The sequence below is a fragment of the Cellulosimicrobium composti genome, assembly GCF_009711085.1.
In the GTDB taxonomy this organism is placed as follows: domain Bacteria; phylum Actinomycetota; class Actinomycetes; order Actinomycetales; family Cellulomonadaceae; genus Cellulosimicrobium; species Cellulosimicrobium composti.
Genome location: NZ_WMKA01000027.1, coordinates 18394 through 33355, shown reverse-complemented (window position 1 = coordinate 33355; position 14962 = coordinate 18394). Strand labels below are relative to the sequence as shown.

At 72.8% G+C, this 14962-nt stretch carries 11 protein-coding genes; 3 read left to right on the top strand and 8 right to left on the bottom strand.

Annotated features, from left to right (window positions below; translation table 11 throughout):
* Positions 1 to 142: 142 nt before the first annotated feature.
* The 4 genes from whiA to uvrC form a co-directional block, all read right to left on the bottom strand.
* Positions 143 to 1123 carry a DNA-binding protein WhiA gene (whiA, locus tag GJV82_RS12065; RefSeq protein ID WP_024840229.1) on the bottom strand — a complete coding sequence of 327 codons (981 nt, stop codon included), beginning with the start codon at positions 1121 to 1123 and terminating at the stop codon, positions 143 to 145.
* Positions 1124 to 1207: 84 nt separating this feature from the next.
* Positions 1208 to 2182, bottom strand: a complete 975-nt coding sequence (locus GJV82_RS12060; protein WP_024840228.1) for a gluconeogenesis factor YvcK family protein — start codon at positions 2180 to 2182, stop codon at positions 1208 to 1210.
* The gene (gene rapZ / locus GJV82_RS12055) at positions 2179 to 3165 is read right to left on the bottom strand and encodes an RNase adapter RapZ (protein WP_051471551.1); all 987 of its coding nucleotides are present in this window, start codon (positions 3163 to 3165) and stop codon (positions 2179 to 2181) included. Before rapZ ends, GJV82_RS12060 begins: the two co-directional genes overlap by 4 nt.
* A 20-nt stretch (positions 3166 to 3185) precedes the next feature.
* Complete coding sequence (gene uvrC, locus GJV82_RS12050) at positions 3186 to 5315, bottom strand: excinuclease ABC subunit UvrC (RefSeq protein ID WP_115942615.1); 2130 nt, start codon at positions 5313 to 5315, stop codon at positions 3186 to 3188.
* A gap of 119 nt (positions 5316 to 5434) precedes the next feature.
* Here uvrC and GJV82_RS12045 point away from each other — a divergent pair, with 119 nt between their 5' ends.
* Positions 5435 to 5920: an OsmC family protein gene (locus GJV82_RS12045; RefSeq protein WP_024840225.1), complete on the top strand. Its 486-nt coding sequence runs from the start codon at positions 5435 to 5437 to the stop codon at positions 5918 to 5920.
* Positions 5921 to 5966: 46 nt separating this feature from the next.
* Here GJV82_RS12045 and uvrA read toward each other — a convergent pair whose 3' ends face one another.
* Positions 5967 to 8957 (bottom strand): excinuclease ABC subunit UvrA, encoded by a 2991-nt coding sequence (uvrA, locus tag GJV82_RS12040; RefSeq protein ID WP_024840224.1) that lies wholly within the window; start codon positions 8955 to 8957, stop codon positions 5967 to 5969.
* A 132-nt stretch (positions 8958 to 9089) separates the two neighbouring features.
* Here uvrA and GJV82_RS12035 point away from each other — a divergent pair, with 132 nt between their 5' ends.
* Together GJV82_RS12035 and GJV82_RS12030 are read left to right on the top strand one after the other, a co-directional pair.
* The gene (locus GJV82_RS12035; protein WP_155099402.1) at positions 9090 to 9797 is read left to right on the top strand and encodes an MBL fold metallo-hydrolase; all 708 of its coding nucleotides are present in this window, start codon (positions 9090 to 9092) and stop codon (positions 9795 to 9797) included.
* Positions 9798 to 9882: 85 nt separating this feature from the next.
* On the top strand, positions 9883 to 10182 hold the full coding sequence (locus GJV82_RS12030) for a YciI family protein (RefSeq protein WP_024840222.1): 300 nt from the start codon (positions 9883 to 9885) through the stop codon (positions 10180 to 10182).
* Positions 10183 to 10247: 65 nt separating this feature from the next.
* On the opposite strand, the gene GJV82_RS12025 is transcribed toward GJV82_RS12030, so the two are convergent.
* The 3 genes from GJV82_RS12025 to uvrB form a co-directional block, all read right to left on the bottom strand.
* Positions 10248 to 11399 (bottom strand): TerC family protein, encoded by a 1152-nt coding sequence (locus GJV82_RS12025; RefSeq protein ID WP_115942618.1) that lies wholly within the window; start codon positions 11397 to 11399, stop codon positions 10248 to 10250.
* Positions 11399 to 12403, bottom strand: a complete 1005-nt coding sequence (locus GJV82_RS12020) for a TerC family protein (RefSeq protein WP_024840220.1) — start codon at positions 12401 to 12403, stop codon at positions 11399 to 11401. The genes GJV82_RS12025 and GJV82_RS12020 overlap by 1 nt, the downstream gene beginning before the upstream one ends.
* 296 nt (positions 12404 to 12699) lie before the next feature.
* Complete coding sequence (uvrB, locus tag GJV82_RS12015; protein WP_024840219.1) at positions 12700 to 14808, bottom strand: excinuclease ABC subunit UvrB; 2109 nt, start codon at positions 14806 to 14808, stop codon at positions 12700 to 12702.
* Between the last annotated feature and the right edge of the window lie 154 nt (positions 14809 to 14962).

Here is a 14962-nt window from a genome sequence, read left to right as displayed (position 1 = left end):
GCATGTGACCTGGATCCCACGCCTCGGGACCATCGTCCCGCCGGTGCGTGACGTCCAGGCATCGGAGCGGCACGGGGACGCGCCGGAACGGGTCGAGCGTGGCGCGTGCCGCTCGGGCGGGTGCGGGCGCGGGCCCCGACCGTCACAGGTCGAGCAGCTCGGGGCTCAGGCCCGCCTCCGTGTCGGGGATCCCGAGCTCGGCGGCGCGCTTGTCCGCCGTCGAGAGCAGTCGCCGGATGCGGCCGGCGACGGCGTCCTTGGTCAGCGGCGGGTCGGCGAGCTGGCCCAGCTCCTCGAGCGACGCCTGCTTGTGGGCGAGCCGCAGCTCGCCCGCCTGGCGGAGGTGGTCGGGCAGGTCGGGGCCGAGGATCTCGAACGCCCGCTCGACCCGCGCGCCCGCGGCGACCGCGGCGCGCGCCGAGCGGCGCAGGTTCGCGTCGTCGAAGTTGGCGAGCCGGTTCGCGGTCCCGCGGACCTCGCGCCGCGCGCGACGCTCCTCCCACACGAGCACCGCCTCGTGCGCGCCGAGCCGCGTGAGGAGCGCGCTGATCGCGTCCCCGTCGCGGATGACGACGCGGTCGACGCCGCGCACCTCGCGGGACTTCGCCGAGACGCCCAGGCGGCGCGCCGCGCCCACGAGCGCGAGCGCCGCCTCGGGGCCCGGGCACGTGATCTCGAGCGCGGACGAGCGTCCCGGCTCGGTGAGCGAGCCGTGCGCGAGGAACGCGCCGCGCCAGGCGGCCTCGGCCTCCTCGACGCCGCCCGAGACGACCTGCGGCGGCAGCCCGCGGACGGGCCGGCCACGCTGGTCGAGCAGACCCGTCTGGCGGGCGAGGGACTCGCCGTCGCGCACGACGCGCACGACGTACCGGCTGCTCTTGCGCAGCCCGCCGGCGGACACCACGATGAGCTCGCTCGTGTGCCCGTAGACGTCCGCGATGGTCTCGCGCAGGCGGCGCGCGGCGATCGCGGTGTCGAGCTCCGCCTCGATGACGACGCGGCCCGAGATGAGGTGCAACCCGCCCGAGAAGCGGAGCATCGCGGAGACCTCCGCCTTGCGGCACGACGTCTTGTCCACCCGCAGCCGAGCCAGCTCGTCCTTCACCTGTGCCGTGAGCGCCATGCGGGACATCCTGCCACCGATGACGGCGCACCGCGGCGGCGGACCGACCACCGCCGCGGGCCCCGTCGTGCCCTGTCGGACGGCTCAGCGCGCGCGCGAGCCGACGTCGCCGAGGAAGTCGTCGAACACGTCGCGGTACGCCGCGGCGAGCCGCAGCGCGTCGTGCCGCGGGGTGCCGTCACCGCGCCGGACCTGGCGCAGGAGCAGGCGCGCGCCCATGCGCGCCGCGGCGTCGGCGAGCTGCTCGGTGTCCTCCACCGCCGACGGGTCCGCGACGACGGCGTCGATCCGCAGTCCCGGCGCGTGCTTGTGCAGCGCCTCGAGGTGGTCCGTCGCGGACAGCCCGTACGTCTCCCCCGTCTCGCTCGACAGGTTGAGCGTGACGCAGCGCCGCGCCGGCGTCTCGTGCAGGGCGCGCGCGAGCTCGGGCACGAGCAGGTGCGGCATGACGGACGAGAACCAGGAGCCCGGGCCGAGCACGACCCAGTCCGCGTCCTCGACGGCCTGCACGGCCTCGGGGCACGCGGGCGGGTCGGCGGGCACGAGGCGCAGCTGCTCGATCCGCCCGTGGGTGACCGCGACGCGGCTCTGCCCGACGACCGTCTCCAGGGCGTCGCCCGTGCGCACGTCGGCCTCGATGCGCAGCGGCACGGACGCCATCGGGAGCACGCGCCCCCGCGCGCCCAGGAGCTTGCCGACCCAGTCGAGCCCGGCGACCGGGTCGTCGAGCAGCTCCCACAGCGCGACGATGAGCAGGTTCCCCACGGCGTGGTTGTCGAGGTCGCCCTCGGACGTGAACCGGTGCTGGAGCAGCGAGCTCCAGGTGCGGCCCCACTCCGAGTCGTCGCACAAGGCCGCGAGCGCCATGCGCAGGTCGCCGGGCGGCAGGACGCCGAGCTCGGCGCGCAGCCGCCCCGACGAGCCGCCGTCGTCGGCGACCGTGACGACCGCGGTGAGACGGTCGGACATGAGGCGCAGCGCCGAGAGGCTCGCCGACAGCCCGTGCCCGCCGCCGAGGGCGACGACCGCGGGGTTGCGCTTGGCGACCACGTCGCTCACTCCTTGCCGAGGTCCCGTGCCGTGACGATGACGCGCTGGCCCTGCGCGCGCAGGCGGGCGGCGATGGCCTCGCTGATCGCGACGGAGCGGTGCTTGCCGCCCGTGCAGCCCACGGCGATGGTCACGTAGCGCTTCTCCTCCCCCAGGTAGCCGGCCAGCACCGGCTCGAGCGCGCTGACGTACCGGTCGACGAACTCGAGGGCCCCGGGCCGGCCGAGCACGTAGTCGCGCACCGGGGCGTCGCGACCGGTGAGGTGGCGCAGCTCGGTGATCCAGTACGGGTTGGCGAGGAACCGGACGTCGACGACGTGGTCCGCGTCGAGCGGGAGCCCGTACTTGAACCCGAACGAGACGACGTTGATCCGCAGCGTCTCGGGCGTGCCGTCGGCGACCGCGGCGCGCACCTCGCGCGCGAGGTCGTGCACGGTGAGCTCCGAGGTGTCGATGACGACGTCGGAGCGCTCCTCGAGGCTCGCGAGGAGGCGGCGCTCCTCCCCGAGCCCGTCGAGGATCCGCCCCTCCCCCTGGAGCGGGTGCGGGCGCCGCACCTGCTCGTACCGGCGCACGAGCACCTCGTCGGACGCGTCGAGGAACAGGATCCGGTAGAAGACGCCGATCTGGCGCAGGTGGTCGAGCACCTCGACGAGGTCGGTGAAGAACTCGCGCCCGCGCACGTCGACGACGGCCGCGATCCGCTCGAGCGCCGACCCGGAGCGCGTCATGAGGTCGACGAGCGGGACGATCATGCGCGGCGGCAGGTTGTCGACGACGTACCAGTCGAGGTCCTCGAGCACCGCCGCCGCGCGCGTGCGCCCGGCGCCGGACATGCCCGTGATGATGAGCACCTCCGGGTCGCGGGACTCGGGCGCGGGCGTCGCGGCCTCGATGGCGGGGATGCCGCTGGGGACGGTGATCGGGGAGGGCTCCGGCACGCGGGCGGAGGACGCCTGCGGGCTGAGGTCCGGGGTCGGCTCCGAGGTCATGGCACCAGCATGCCAGCCGCTCACGCGCGGGCCGTGGCCCCGTCGCCCGCCGGAGTGTCCTGGGCGGCACCGGACGCGTCGGGCGCGGCCTGCTCGGCCGCGCCGCCCAGCGCGGCGACCACGGCCTGCGCCGTGCGCTCGCCCATGCCCCGCACGCTCGCGATCTCGTCGACGCTCGCGGCGCGCAGCCGCTTGAGCGACCCGAAGTGCTTGAGCAGCGCCGTCCTGCGCGCCGGGCCGAGCCCGGGGACGTCGTCGAGCGCCGACGCCGTCATGCCCTTGCTGCGCTGCCTGCGGTGCTGCGCGATCGCGAACCGGTGCGCCTCGTCGCGCACGCGCTGGAGCAGGTACAGCCCCTCGGACGAGCGGCGCAGGATGACCGGGTACTCCTCCCCGGGCACCCAGACCTCCTCGAGGCGCTTGGCGAGACCGCACAGCGCGACGTCGTCGATCCCGAGGTCCTCGAGCGCGCGGGCGGCGGCGGCCACCTGGGGCGGGCCGCCGTCCACGACGACGAGGTTCGGCGGGTACGCGAACCGCGCACGCCGGTCGGTGGGCGCGTCGGCGTCGACCTCGCCGCTGCGCGGGACGTAGCCCGCGGCCTCGGCGGCGCGCTCGGCCCGGCGCCCCGCGGCGTCGGAGGCGTCGGCGACGTCGTCCGCCTCGAGGTCGAGCTCGACCTCGCCCGAGCGCGACCGGTCGGCCAGGTAGCGCTTGAACCGGCGCGTGATGACCTCGTACATCGCCGCGGTGTCGTCCGCCGCGCCGTCGCCGTCCGGGCCGCGCACCGTGAAGTGCCGGTACTCGCTCTTGCGCGCGAGGCCGTCCTCGAAGACCACCATCGACGCGACCTGGTACGTGCCCTGGTTGTGCGAGACGTCGTAGCACTCGATCCGCAGCGGCGCCGACTCGAGGTCGAGGGCCTCCTGGATCTCGCGCAGCGCCTGGCTGCGGGTCGTGAGGTCGCCCGCGCGGCGCGTGCGGTGCAGCGCGAGCGCGTGCTCCGCGTTGGCGCGGACCGTCGCGGCGAGCTCCTTCTTGTCGCCCCGCTGGGGCACGCGCACGTCGACGCGCGCGCCGCGCAGGCCCGAGAGCCACGTGGTCACCTGGTCGGTGTCGGGCGGCAGGACCGGGACGAGCACCTCGCGCGGCACGGCGTCGCGCGCGCCCGCACGGCCGGAGCGCGCGCCGGCGTCCGCCGCGATCGCCTCCTCGGCCGCGCCGTACACCTGCTGGAGCAGGTGCTCGACGAGCTCCGCGTCCGTGACGTCCTCGACCTTCTCGACGATCCAGCCGCGCTGGCCGCGGATGCGCCCGCCGCGCACGTGGAACACCTGCACGGCGGCCTCCAGCTCGTCGCCGACGAGCGCGAACACGTCCGCGTCCGTGCCGTCCGCGAGGACGACCGCGTTCTTCTCGGTCGCGCGCTGGAGCGCCGCGATGTCGTCGCGCAGGCGCGCCGCGGCCTCGTACTCCATCGCCGCGGCCGCCTCGTTCATCTTGCGCTCGAGCCGGCGCACGAAGCGCTGGGTGTCCCCCGCCATGAAGTCGCAGAAGTCCTCCGCGAGCGCCCGGTGGTCCTCGGGCGTGATCCGCCCGACGCACGGCGCGGAGCACTTGTCGATGTAGCCGAGCAGACAGGGCCGGCCCGTCTGGTGCGCGCGCTTGAACACGCCGGCCGAGCACGTGCGCACGGGGAAGACGCGCAGCAGCAGGTCGAGCGTCTCGCGGATCGCCCACGCGTGGCCGTACGGGCCGAAGTACCGGGTGCCGGGGCGCTTGGCCCCGCGCATCACCTGGGCGCGCGGGAACTCCTCCCCCATCGTCACGGCGAGGTACGGGTAGGACTTGTCGTCGCGGTACTTGACGTTGAACCGCGGGTCGAACTCCTTGATCCACGTGTACTCGAGGGCCAGCGCCTCGACCTCGGTCCCGACGACCGTCCACTCGACCGAGGCCGCGGTCGTCACCATGGTCTGCGTGCGGTGGTGCAGGTTCGCGACGTCCTGGAAGTAGCTCGACAGGCGCGCCCGCAGGTTCTTGGCCTTGCCGACGTAGATCACGCGACCGTGCGCGTCACGGAACCGGTAGACGCCCGGCGAGGTGGGGATCTCCCCCGGCGCAGGGCGGTACGTCGCGGGGTCAGCCATGGTCTCCAGCCTAGGTCAGGCCACCGACGTCGCGGCGGTGGGTCGAGCCCCGGAACCGGGTCCGCGGGCACGGGCGAATTTCGGTGTGACGGGCGTCACCGCCCGTTAGGGTGACGGCCATGAGCGCACAGCACGGGTACACCGCCACCGTCCGCTGGACCGGCGCGGGCGACAAGGGCACTGCCGCCTACACGTCGTACAGCCGCGACCACGACGTCCTCCTGCCGGGTCGGCCCCCGCTGCCCGGGTCGTCCGACCCCGCGTTCCGGGGCGACCCGGAGCGCTTCAGCCCCGAGGAGCTGTTCGTCGTCAGCCTCTCCCAGTGCCACATGCTCTGGTTCCTCCACCTCGCGGCGGCCGCGGGCGTCGTCGTGCGCGAGTACGTCGACGACGCCACCGGCACGATGCGCGTCGAGTCGGGCGGCGAGGGGCAGTTCACCGACGTCACGCTCCACCCGCGCGTCGTGGTCGACGACGGCCCCGGGACGGACGAGGAGTCGCTCGCCACGCTGCACCAGCGCGCGCACGACCACTGCTTCATCGCACGCTCGGTGAACTTCCGCGTGCTCGTGGAGCCGGCGCCCGCGCGACGCGCCGCCGCCTGACGCGCTCCGGCGGCCCCGGACGCCAGCTCGACGGCGGCCGGGGACGCTACGCCGCCGAGGCCTTGCGCCGCGCGCCGGCCTTCGGCTTCTCGTCCGTCGCCCGGCGTGCCGCCGCGGAGCGGCCCTTGCCCTTCGCGCCCTTCGCCGCGGGAGCCGGCGCGGACGCCGCCGGGGCGGTCCCGACCGGCACGGGGTCGTGCTGGTCGAGGATCTCCGCGAGGAAGCGCCCCGTGTGGCTGGCCTCGACGCGCGCGACCTGCTCGGGCGTGCCCTCCGCGACGACCGTGCCACCGCCAGAGCCTCCCTCGGGGCCCATGTCCACGACCCAGTCCGCGCTCTTGATGACGTCGAGGTTGTGCTCGATCACGAGGACGCTGTTGCCCTTGTCGACGAGCGACTGGAGCACGCCGAGCAGCTTGCGGATGTCCTCGAAGTGCAGGCCCGTCGTCGGCTCGTCGAGCACGTAGATCGTGCGGCCCGTCGAGCGCTTCTGCAGCTCGCTCGCGAGCTTGACGCGCTGCGCCTCGCCGCCCGAGAGCGTCGGCGCCGGCTGACCGAGGCGGACGTACCCGAGACCGACCTCGACGAGCGTCTTGAGGTGCCGCGAGATCGCCGGCACCGCGGCGAAGAACTCCGCGGCCTCCTCGATCGGCATGTCGAGCACGTCGGCGACGGTCTTGCCCTTGAAGTGCACCTCGAGCGTCTCGCGGTTGTAGCGCGCGCCGTGGCACACCTCGCACGGGACGTAGACGTCGGGCAGGAAGTTCATCTCGATCTTCAGCGTGCCGTCGCCCGAGCACGCCTCGCAGCGGCCGCCCTTGACGTTGAACGAGAAGCGGCCCGGCGTGTACCCGCGGACCTTGGCCTCGGTCGTCTCCGCGAAGAGCTTGCGCACGTGGTCCCACACGCCCGTGTACGTCGCGGGGTTCGACCGCGGCGTGCGTCCGATCGGCCCCTGGTCGACGTGCACGACCTTGTCGAGGTGCTCGAGCCCCGTGACGCGCGTGTGCCGGCCGGCCACCTGGCGCGCGCCGTTGAGCTCGTTGGCGAGCACGGTGTAGAGGATCGAGTTCACGAGCGTGGACTTGCCGGAGCCGGACACTCCCGTGACGGCGGTGAACGTGCCGAGCGGGAAGCTCACGTCGATGCCCGTGAGGTTGTGCTCGCGCGCGCCGACGACCTTCACCTGGCGCGCCGGGTCGACGGGGCGGCGCTGCGCCGGCAGCGGGATGCTGCGCCGGCCCGAGAGGTACGCGCCCGTCACCGACTCGGGGGCCTCCAGGAGGCCCGCGTAGTCGCCCGAGTGCACGACGCGGCCGCCGTGCTCGCCCGCGCCCGGGCCGATGTCCACGACCCAGTCCGCCGTGCGGATGGTGTCCTCGTCGTGCTCGACGACGATGAGCGTGTTCCCCAGGTCTCGCAGGCGCGTGAGCGTCTCGATGAGACGGCGGTTGTCGCGCTGGTGGAGCCCGATGCTCGGCTCGTCGAGCACGTAGAGCACGCCGACGAGGCCGGAGCCGATCTGCGTCGCGAGCCGGATGCGCTGCGCCTCGCCGCCGGACAGCGTCGCCGCGGGACGCTCGAGCGACAGGTAGTCGAGCCCGACGTCGAGGAGGAAGCCCAGCCGCGCGTGGATCTCCTTGAGCACCTCGGTCGCGATCGCGCGCTCGCGCGCCCCGAGCTCGAGCGAGCCGAGGAACGCCGCGGCCTCGCGCAGCGGCAGGCGGCACACGTCCCAGATGGACTTGCCGCCGACCTTGACCGCGAGCACCTCGGGCTTGAGGCGCGCACCCTGGCACACGGGGCACGGGACCTCGCGCATGAAGGCCTCGTACTTCTCCTTCGACCACTCGGACTCGGTCTCCGTGTGGCGGCGCTCGAGGAACGTGATGACGCCCTCGAAGCCCGTCGAGTACTGCCGCTCGCGGCCCCAGCGGTTCTTGTACCGCACGTGCACCTGGTGGTTCTGCCCGTGCAGCACGGCCTTCTTGGCCCGCTCGGGCAGCGCACGCCACGGCGTGTCCATCGAGAACCCGAGGTCGTCCGCGAGCGCCGTGAGCACGCGCTCGAAGTACTCCGAGGAGATCTGCGCCCACGGCGCGACCGCGCCCTCGCGCAGCGACTTCTCCTCGTCGGGGATCACGAGGTCCGGGTCGACCTCGAGGCGGAAGCCGATGCCCGTGCACTCGGGGCACGCCCCGTAGGGAGCGTTGAACGAGAACGTGCGCGGCTCGATCTCGTCGAGCGCGAGCTCGTGGTCGTTGGGGCACGCGCGCTTCTCGGAGAAGCGGCGCTCGCGCGCCGGGTCGTCCGGGTCGGCGTCGACGAGCTCGACGACGACCAGGCCGCCGGCGAGGCCGAGCGCGGTCTCGACCGAGTCGGTCAGGCGGCGCTGCACGCCCTCGCGCGCGACGAGGCGGTCGACGACGACCTCGATGTCGTGCTTGAGCTTCTTCTCGAGCGCGGGCACGTCCGTGAGCGTGCGCACCTCGCCGTCGACGCGGGCGCGCGCGAAGCCCTTGGTCTGCAGCTCCTTGAAGAGCTCGGAGTACTCGCCCTTGCGCCCGCGCACGACCGGCGCGAGCACCTGGTAGCGCGTGCCCTCGGGCAGCTCGAGCAGGCGGTCGACGATCTGCTGCGGCGTCTGCGCGGTGACGCGCTCGCCGCACACCGGGCAGTGCTGCGTGCCCGCGCGCGAGAACAGCAGGCGCAGGTAGTCGTACACCTCGGTGATGGTGCCGACGGTCGACCGCGGGTTGCGGTTCGTCGACTTCTGGTCGATCGACACCGCGGGCGACAGGCCCTCGATGAAGTCCACGTCGGGCTTGTCCATCTGGCCGAGGAACTGGCGCGCGTACGCGGACAGCGACTCGACGTAGCGGCGCTGGCCCTCCGCGAAGATGGTGTCGAACGCGAGCGACGACTTGCCCGAGCCGGAGAGCCCCGTGAAGACGATGAGCCGGTCCCGCGGGAGGTCGAGGTCGACGTTGCGCAGGTTGTGCTCGCGGGCACCGGAGATGACGAGGCGATTGCTCACCGAAGCATCGTACGACCGACCACCGACATTCGCACAGGTGTTCGACGTCACCTTCGCCGCTCCCCCGGCGAACGCTCACCGCAGGCGCACGTCGGGTCCTCGGGCCGTCGCCGGACGCGGCACACTGACGCCATGACGTACACCGGACGAGTCGTCGTGGGCGGCCCGAGCGACCTGCGGCGCCTCGACGCCGTCGAGATCCGCAAGCTCGCGGTCGGGCCGCTCGCGAACGACGTCTGCCTCCTCACGTGCCGCCGCACGGGCGCCCAGGTCCTCGTCGACGCCGCGGACTCGCCCGACGACGTGCTCGCGCTCGTGCGCGAGGGCTCGCCGTCGGCGCGCCTCGACCTCCTCGTCACGACGCACCGCCATGCCGACCACTCCCGTGCGCTCGCCGCGGTCGTCGCCGGCACGGGTGCGGCGGTCGCGGTCGGCGACCCCGACGCCGACGCCGTGGCGGCCGCGACCGGCGTGCACGTCGCGCGCCGGCTCGGGCACGGCGACGTCCTGCAGCTCGGCGACCTCACGCTCGAGGTGGTCGCCCTGCGCGGCCACACGCCGGGCTCCGTCGCGCTCGCCTACCGCGAGCCGGGCGCGGTGCGCGAGCCGGAGGCCGTCGCGGGGCGCGTGCACCTCTTCACCGGCGACTCGCTGTTCCCCGGAGGCGTCGGCAACACCGACCGCGACCCGGCGCGCTTCCACCGTCTGCTCACCGACGTGACCCAGCGCGTCTTCGACCGGTTCGACGACGCGACGTGGGTCTACCCGGGCCACGGCGACGACACGACCCTCGGCGCCGAGCGGCCCCACGTCGGCGCGTGGCGCGAGCGCGGCTGGTAGCCGCAGCACCGAGGGTGGGCCGTCCGGACGACCGAGGCGCGGACCCGGCGACCGCGGGCCGGGCCGGGCTGGTTCACTGACCCTCATGCCGATCCACGCCGTCACCTACGTCTACGCCGACCGCGCCGCCGACCTCGACGCGCTGCGCCCCGAGCACCGCGCGTTCCTGCGTGGCCTGCACGAGCGGGGCACGCTGCTCGCGTCCGGCCCGCTGCCCGCCCACGAGGGCGCGCCCGCGGGGGCGCTGCTCGTGCTGGACGGCGAGACGCCCGCCGCGGTCGCTGCGGTGCTCGACGAGGACCCGTTCGCGCGCGCCGGGCTCGTGGCCGAGCGCGCGGTCCGGCCGTGGTCGCCGGTCATCGGCGACTGGGCCGACCGCGCCTGACGCGTCGCCGGCGCCCGCCGTCGGCACGCCCGCCGTCAGCCCGCCGCGGTCCGCGCGGTCCGTCGTCAGCGCGCCCCGTCGTCCTGCGGACGCGAGCCCCAGGTCGGCGTCACCTCGCCGGTGCCCGGGTCGTCGTGCGGCACCTCGACCGGCTCGTCGTCCGACGCGTCGCCCGAGCCGTCCGCGGCGTCCGCCGCGGACGACGCGACGGGAGCGTCCGCCGGAGGGTCCTGCTCGTCCCGCGCGTGGGCCGCGCGCGTGCGCAGGAGGCTCGCGACCGTGGTCACCGCCAGCGCCCCGACGATGACGACGAGCGACAGCCAGATCGGCACCGTCGGGACCGCGTCGAGGTGCTCGCCGCCGTTGAGGAACGGCAGCGTGTTCTCGTGCAGCGCCTCGAGGATGAGCTTCACCCCGATGAACCCGAGGATCACCGCCAGCCCGATCGGGAGGTAGACGAGCCGCTCGAGCAGCCCGCCCAGCAGGAAGTAGAGCTGGCGCAGGCCCATGAGCGCGAACACGTTCGTCGTGAACACGATGAAGGGGTCCTGCGTGAGACCGAAGATCGCCGGGATCGAGTCGAACGCGAACAGCAGGTCCGTGCTCCCGATCGCGAGGAACACCACCACGAGCGGCGTGAACACGCGTTTGCCGTCCTCGACCGTGCGCAGCCGGCCGCCGTCGTACTGCGTCCCGAGCGGCAGGACGCGCCGCAGGGCGCGCACCGCGCCGTTCTCGCGGTACTCCTCGGGCTCGTCCCCGCCCGCGACGAGCTTGACCGCGGTGTAGATGAGGAACGCGCCGAACAGGTAGAACACCCAGACGAACTGCGCGATGATCGCCGCGCCCGCGAGGATGAACCCGCCGCGCAGGACGAGCGCGACGATGATGCCGACCATGAGCACGCGCTGCTGCTGGTCCCGCGGCACCGCGAACCTCGCCATGATGATGACGAACACGAAGAGGTTGTCCACGGACAGGCTGTACTCGGTCAGCCACCCGGCGTAGAACTCGCCCGCCGGTGCCGCTCCCCCGACCGCACCCACGATCGCCCCGAACACCAGCGCGAGCGCGACGTAGAAGCCGACCCACAGCGCGCTCTCGCGCATCGAGGGGACGTGCGGACGACGCCCCACGACGAGCAGGTCGACGAGGAGCAGGACGGCGAGCGCGGACAGCGCCGCCCACTCGAACCAGAGCGGGAGCTCGTGAACCATCAGTGCGAGCCCTCCGAGCTCTCGACGGAGCGCCGGCGGTCGGCGCGGTCCTTGGCCAGGCTCGCGACCGTGGTGATCGCGAGCACGACGACGATGAACCCGAGCGACAGCGCGGTCGGGATCTCCGGGACGACGGTGATGTGCTCACCGCCGTTGACGAACGGCACCTCGTTGGTGTGCAGCGCGTGGATCACGAGCTTGACGCCGATGAACCCGAGGATCGCGGCGAGGCCGTACGCGAGGTACACCAGACGGTCGAGGAGGCCGTCGATGAGGAAGTAGAGCTGGCGCAGGCCCAGGAGCGAGAAGGCGTTCGCCGCGAAGACGAGGTAGGTCTCCTGCGTGAGGCCGAAGATCGCGGGGATCGAGTCGACCGCGAACAGCAGGTCGGCGCTGCCGATCGCGATCATCACGATGAGCATCGGGGTGATGTACCGCTTGCCGTCGACCTTCGTCGTCATCCGGTCCTCGACGTACGACTCGGTCGTCGGGAACAGGCGGCGCGTCAGCCGCAGCGCGGCGTTCTCGTGGAACTCCTCGTCGTGCCCGGAGCCGGCCTTGACCTGCGTCCACGCCGTGTAGAGCAGGAACGCGCCGAAGACGTAGAAGACCCAGCTGAAGTTCTCGATGAGCGCGGCGCCGAGGAAGATGAAGATCGTGCGCAGCACCAGCGCGATCGTGATGCCGATGAGCAGCACCTTCTGCTGGTACAGCCGCGGGACGCGGAAGCTCGTCATGATGAGGACGAAGACGAAGAGGTTGTCGACCGACAGGCTCTTCTCGGTGATGTAGCCGGCGAAGTACTCGCCGCCGTACGTCGACCCCCACACGGCCCAGACGATCGCGCCGAAGAGCACCGCGACGGCGACGTAACCCGCGGACCACCACGTGGCCTCGCGCAGGCTCGGGGCGTGCGGTGTGCGCACGTGCCCCACGTAGTCCACGGCGAGCATCGCGAGGATGACGCCGACGGTGACGAGCCAGACCCAGACGGGTACGTCCATGAAGATTCCTCCGGTACGTGGGGAGCACGATGTACCGAAGGTCTCTTCCGCCACGCACCGCCACCCGCACCCGCACGGGACGCGGGCTGATGGTTGTGGGACCGGTGACACCGGGCCGACGACTGCGCCGGCCGTGATGACGACATCACCGCACGAGGAATACTCCCCTTCACACGAGGAGCCAGCATAGGCCATGGTCCTCGCGCTCGACACCGCGCGGCGCGCTCGGACACCACGACGCCCCGCCGCGTCCCCGCCCGGGGACCCCGTGCGCCGCCCTCAGGGGCGGGCGGGCCTCAGGCCGTGGCCGCCTGCATCTGGCGCAGCTCCTTCTTGAGCCCGGAGATCTCGTCGCGCAGCCGCGCCGCGAGCTCGAACTGGAGCTCGCCCGCGGCGGCGTGCATCTGGTCGCTGAGCTCCTGGATGAGCTCTGCGAGGTCGCTCGCCGCCGCGCCCGCGAGGCGGTTGCCCGACGACGCGCCCTCCTTGGGCGAGCCCGGTACCGGGGCCTTGCCCTTCGCCGCCTTGCCCGGCTGGCGGTACCCGCCCGCGAGGAGCTCGGCCGTGTCGACGTCCTCGCGCGCGAGCATGTCCGTCACGTCGGAGATGCGCTTGCGCAGCGGCGTCGGGTCGATCCCGTGCTCGGTGTTGTACGCGATCTGCTTCTCGCGGCGACGCTCGGTCTCCTCGATCGCCGCGGCCATCGCGGGCGTGATCTTGTCCGCGTACATGTGCACCTCGCCGGACACGTTGCGGGCCGCGCGGCCGATCGTCTGGATGAGCGACTTGGGCGAGCGCAGGAAGCCCTCCTTGTCCGCGTCGAGGATCGCGACGAGCGAGACCTCGGGCAGGTCGAGACCCTCGCGCAGGAGGTTGATGCCGACGAGCACGTCGTACTCGCCGAGGCGCAGCTCGCGCAGGAGCTCGACGCGGCGCAGCGTGTCGACCTCCGAGTGCAGGTACCGGACCCGCACGTCCTTCTCGAGCAGGTAGTCCGTGAGGTCCTCGGCCATCTTCTTGGTCAGGGTCGTGACGAGCACGCGCTCGTCGCGCTCGACGCGCTCGCGGATCTCGTGCAGAAGGTCGTCGATCTGCCCGGTGGTCGGCTTGACGATGACCTCCGGGTCGACGAGGCCCGTCGGGCGGATGATCTGCTCGACGACGCCGTCCGCCATCGAGAGCTCGTAGTCGCCGGGGGTCGCCGACAGGTAGACCGTCTGGCCGATCCGCTCGACGAACTCCTCCCAGCGCAGCGGACGGTTGTCCATCGCACTCGGGAGCCGGAAGCCGTGGTCGACGAGGCTGCGCTTGCGCGACATGTCGCCCTCGAACATCGCGCCGATCTGCGGCACGGTGACGTGCGACTCGTCGATCACGAGGAGGAAGTCCTCGGGGAAGTAGTCGAGCAGGGTGTTCGGCGGCGAGCCCGACTCGCGGCCGTCGATGTGCCGCGAGTAGTTCTCGATGCCCGAGCACGTGCCGATCTGGCGCATCATCTCGATGTCGTAGGTGGTGCGCATGCGCAGGCGCTGCGCCTCGAGGAGCTTGTTCTGGCGCTCGAGCTCGTCGAGCCGCTCCGCGAGCTCGGCCTCGATCGACGAGATCGCGCGCTCCATGCGCTCGGGCCCGGCGACGTAGTGCGTCGCGGGGAACACGTGGATGCTCGGCTCGGAGCGGATGACCTCACCCGTCAGCGGGTGCAGCGTCTGGATGCTCTCGATCTCGTCGCCGAAGAACTCGATGCGGACCGCGAGCTCCTCGTACACGGGGATGATCTCGACCGTGTCGCCCCGCACGCGGAACGTGCCGCGCGTGAACGCCATGTCGTTGCGCGTGTACTGCATCGTGACGAACTGGCGCAGCAGGTCGTCACGCTCGACCTGCATGCCGACGTCGAGCCGCACCATGCGGTCCACGTACTCCTGCGGTGTGCCGAGGCCGTAGATGCACGACACGGACGCGACCACGACGACGTCGCGCCGCGTGAGCAGGGAGCTCGTCGCCGAGTGCCGCAGGCGCTCGACCTCGTCGTTGATCGACGAGTCCTTCTCGATGTAGGTGTCCGTCTGCGCGATGTACGCCTCGGGCTGGTAGTAGTCGTAGTACGAGACGAAGTACTCGACCGCGTTGTTCGGCAGCAGCTCGCGGAACTCGGTGGCGAGCTGCGCTGCGAGGGTCTTGTTGGGTGCCATGACGAGCGTCGGGCGCTGGAGCTCCTCGATCAGCCATGCGGTCGTCGCGGACTTGCCGGTACCGGTGGCGCCGAGCAGGACGACGTCCTTCTCCCCCGCCCGGACGCGGCGGGCGAGGTCCGCGATCGCCGTGGGCTGGTCGCCCGACGGCTCGTACTCGGAGATGACCTCGAACGGGGCGGTGGCGCGCTGGAGATCGGTCACGGGACGCATGTCTCCACGGTACGTCGCGGCGCCCACACGAACGTCGTGGGCCGGTCGGTGCCCGCGCGACCGACGGACGACGCCCGCCGTCACCAGGGACCAGGAGGCGATTTGGAAGGCGTGGTGCCGAACCTCTAGGTTGGCCTCGACCAGCCGTGCTCCT

Excerpts from the sequence above, each read along its gene's own strand:
- GJV82_RS12035 (WP_155099402.1), top strand. The coding sequence starts at position 9,090 with ATGACGTACACCGGACGAGTCGTCGTGGGCGGCCCGAGCGACCTGCGG.
- GJV82_RS12025 (WP_115942618.1), bottom strand. The coding sequence starts at position 11,399 with ATGGTTCACGAGCTCCCGCTCTGGTTCGAGTGGGCGGCGCTGTCCGCG.
- GJV82_RS12030 (WP_024840222.1), top strand. The coding sequence starts at position 9,883 with ATGCCGATCCACGCCGTCACCTACGTCTACGCCGACCGCGCCGCCGAC.
- GJV82_RS12020 (WP_024840220.1), bottom strand. The coding sequence starts at position 12,403 with ATGGACGTACCCGTCTGGGTCTGGCTCGTCACCGTCGGCGTCATCCTC.
- uvrC (WP_115942615.1), bottom strand. The coding sequence starts at position 5,315 with ATGGCTGACCCCGCGACGTACCGCCCTGCGCCGGGGGAGATCCCCACC.
- uvrB (WP_024840219.1), bottom strand. The coding sequence starts at position 14,808 with ATGCGTCCCGTGACCGATCTCCAGCGCGCCACCGCCCCGTTCGAGGTC.
- GJV82_RS12045 (WP_024840225.1), top strand. The coding sequence starts at position 5,435 with ATGAGCGCACAGCACGGGTACACCGCCACCGTCCGCTGGACCGGCGCG.
- rapZ (WP_051471551.1), bottom strand. The coding sequence starts at position 3,165 with ATGACCTCGGAGCCGACCCCGGACCTCAGCCCGCAGGCGTCCTCCGCC.
- whiA (WP_024840229.1), bottom strand. The coding sequence starts at position 1,123 with ATGGCGCTCACGGCACAGGTGAAGGACGAGCTGGCTCGGCTGCGGGTG.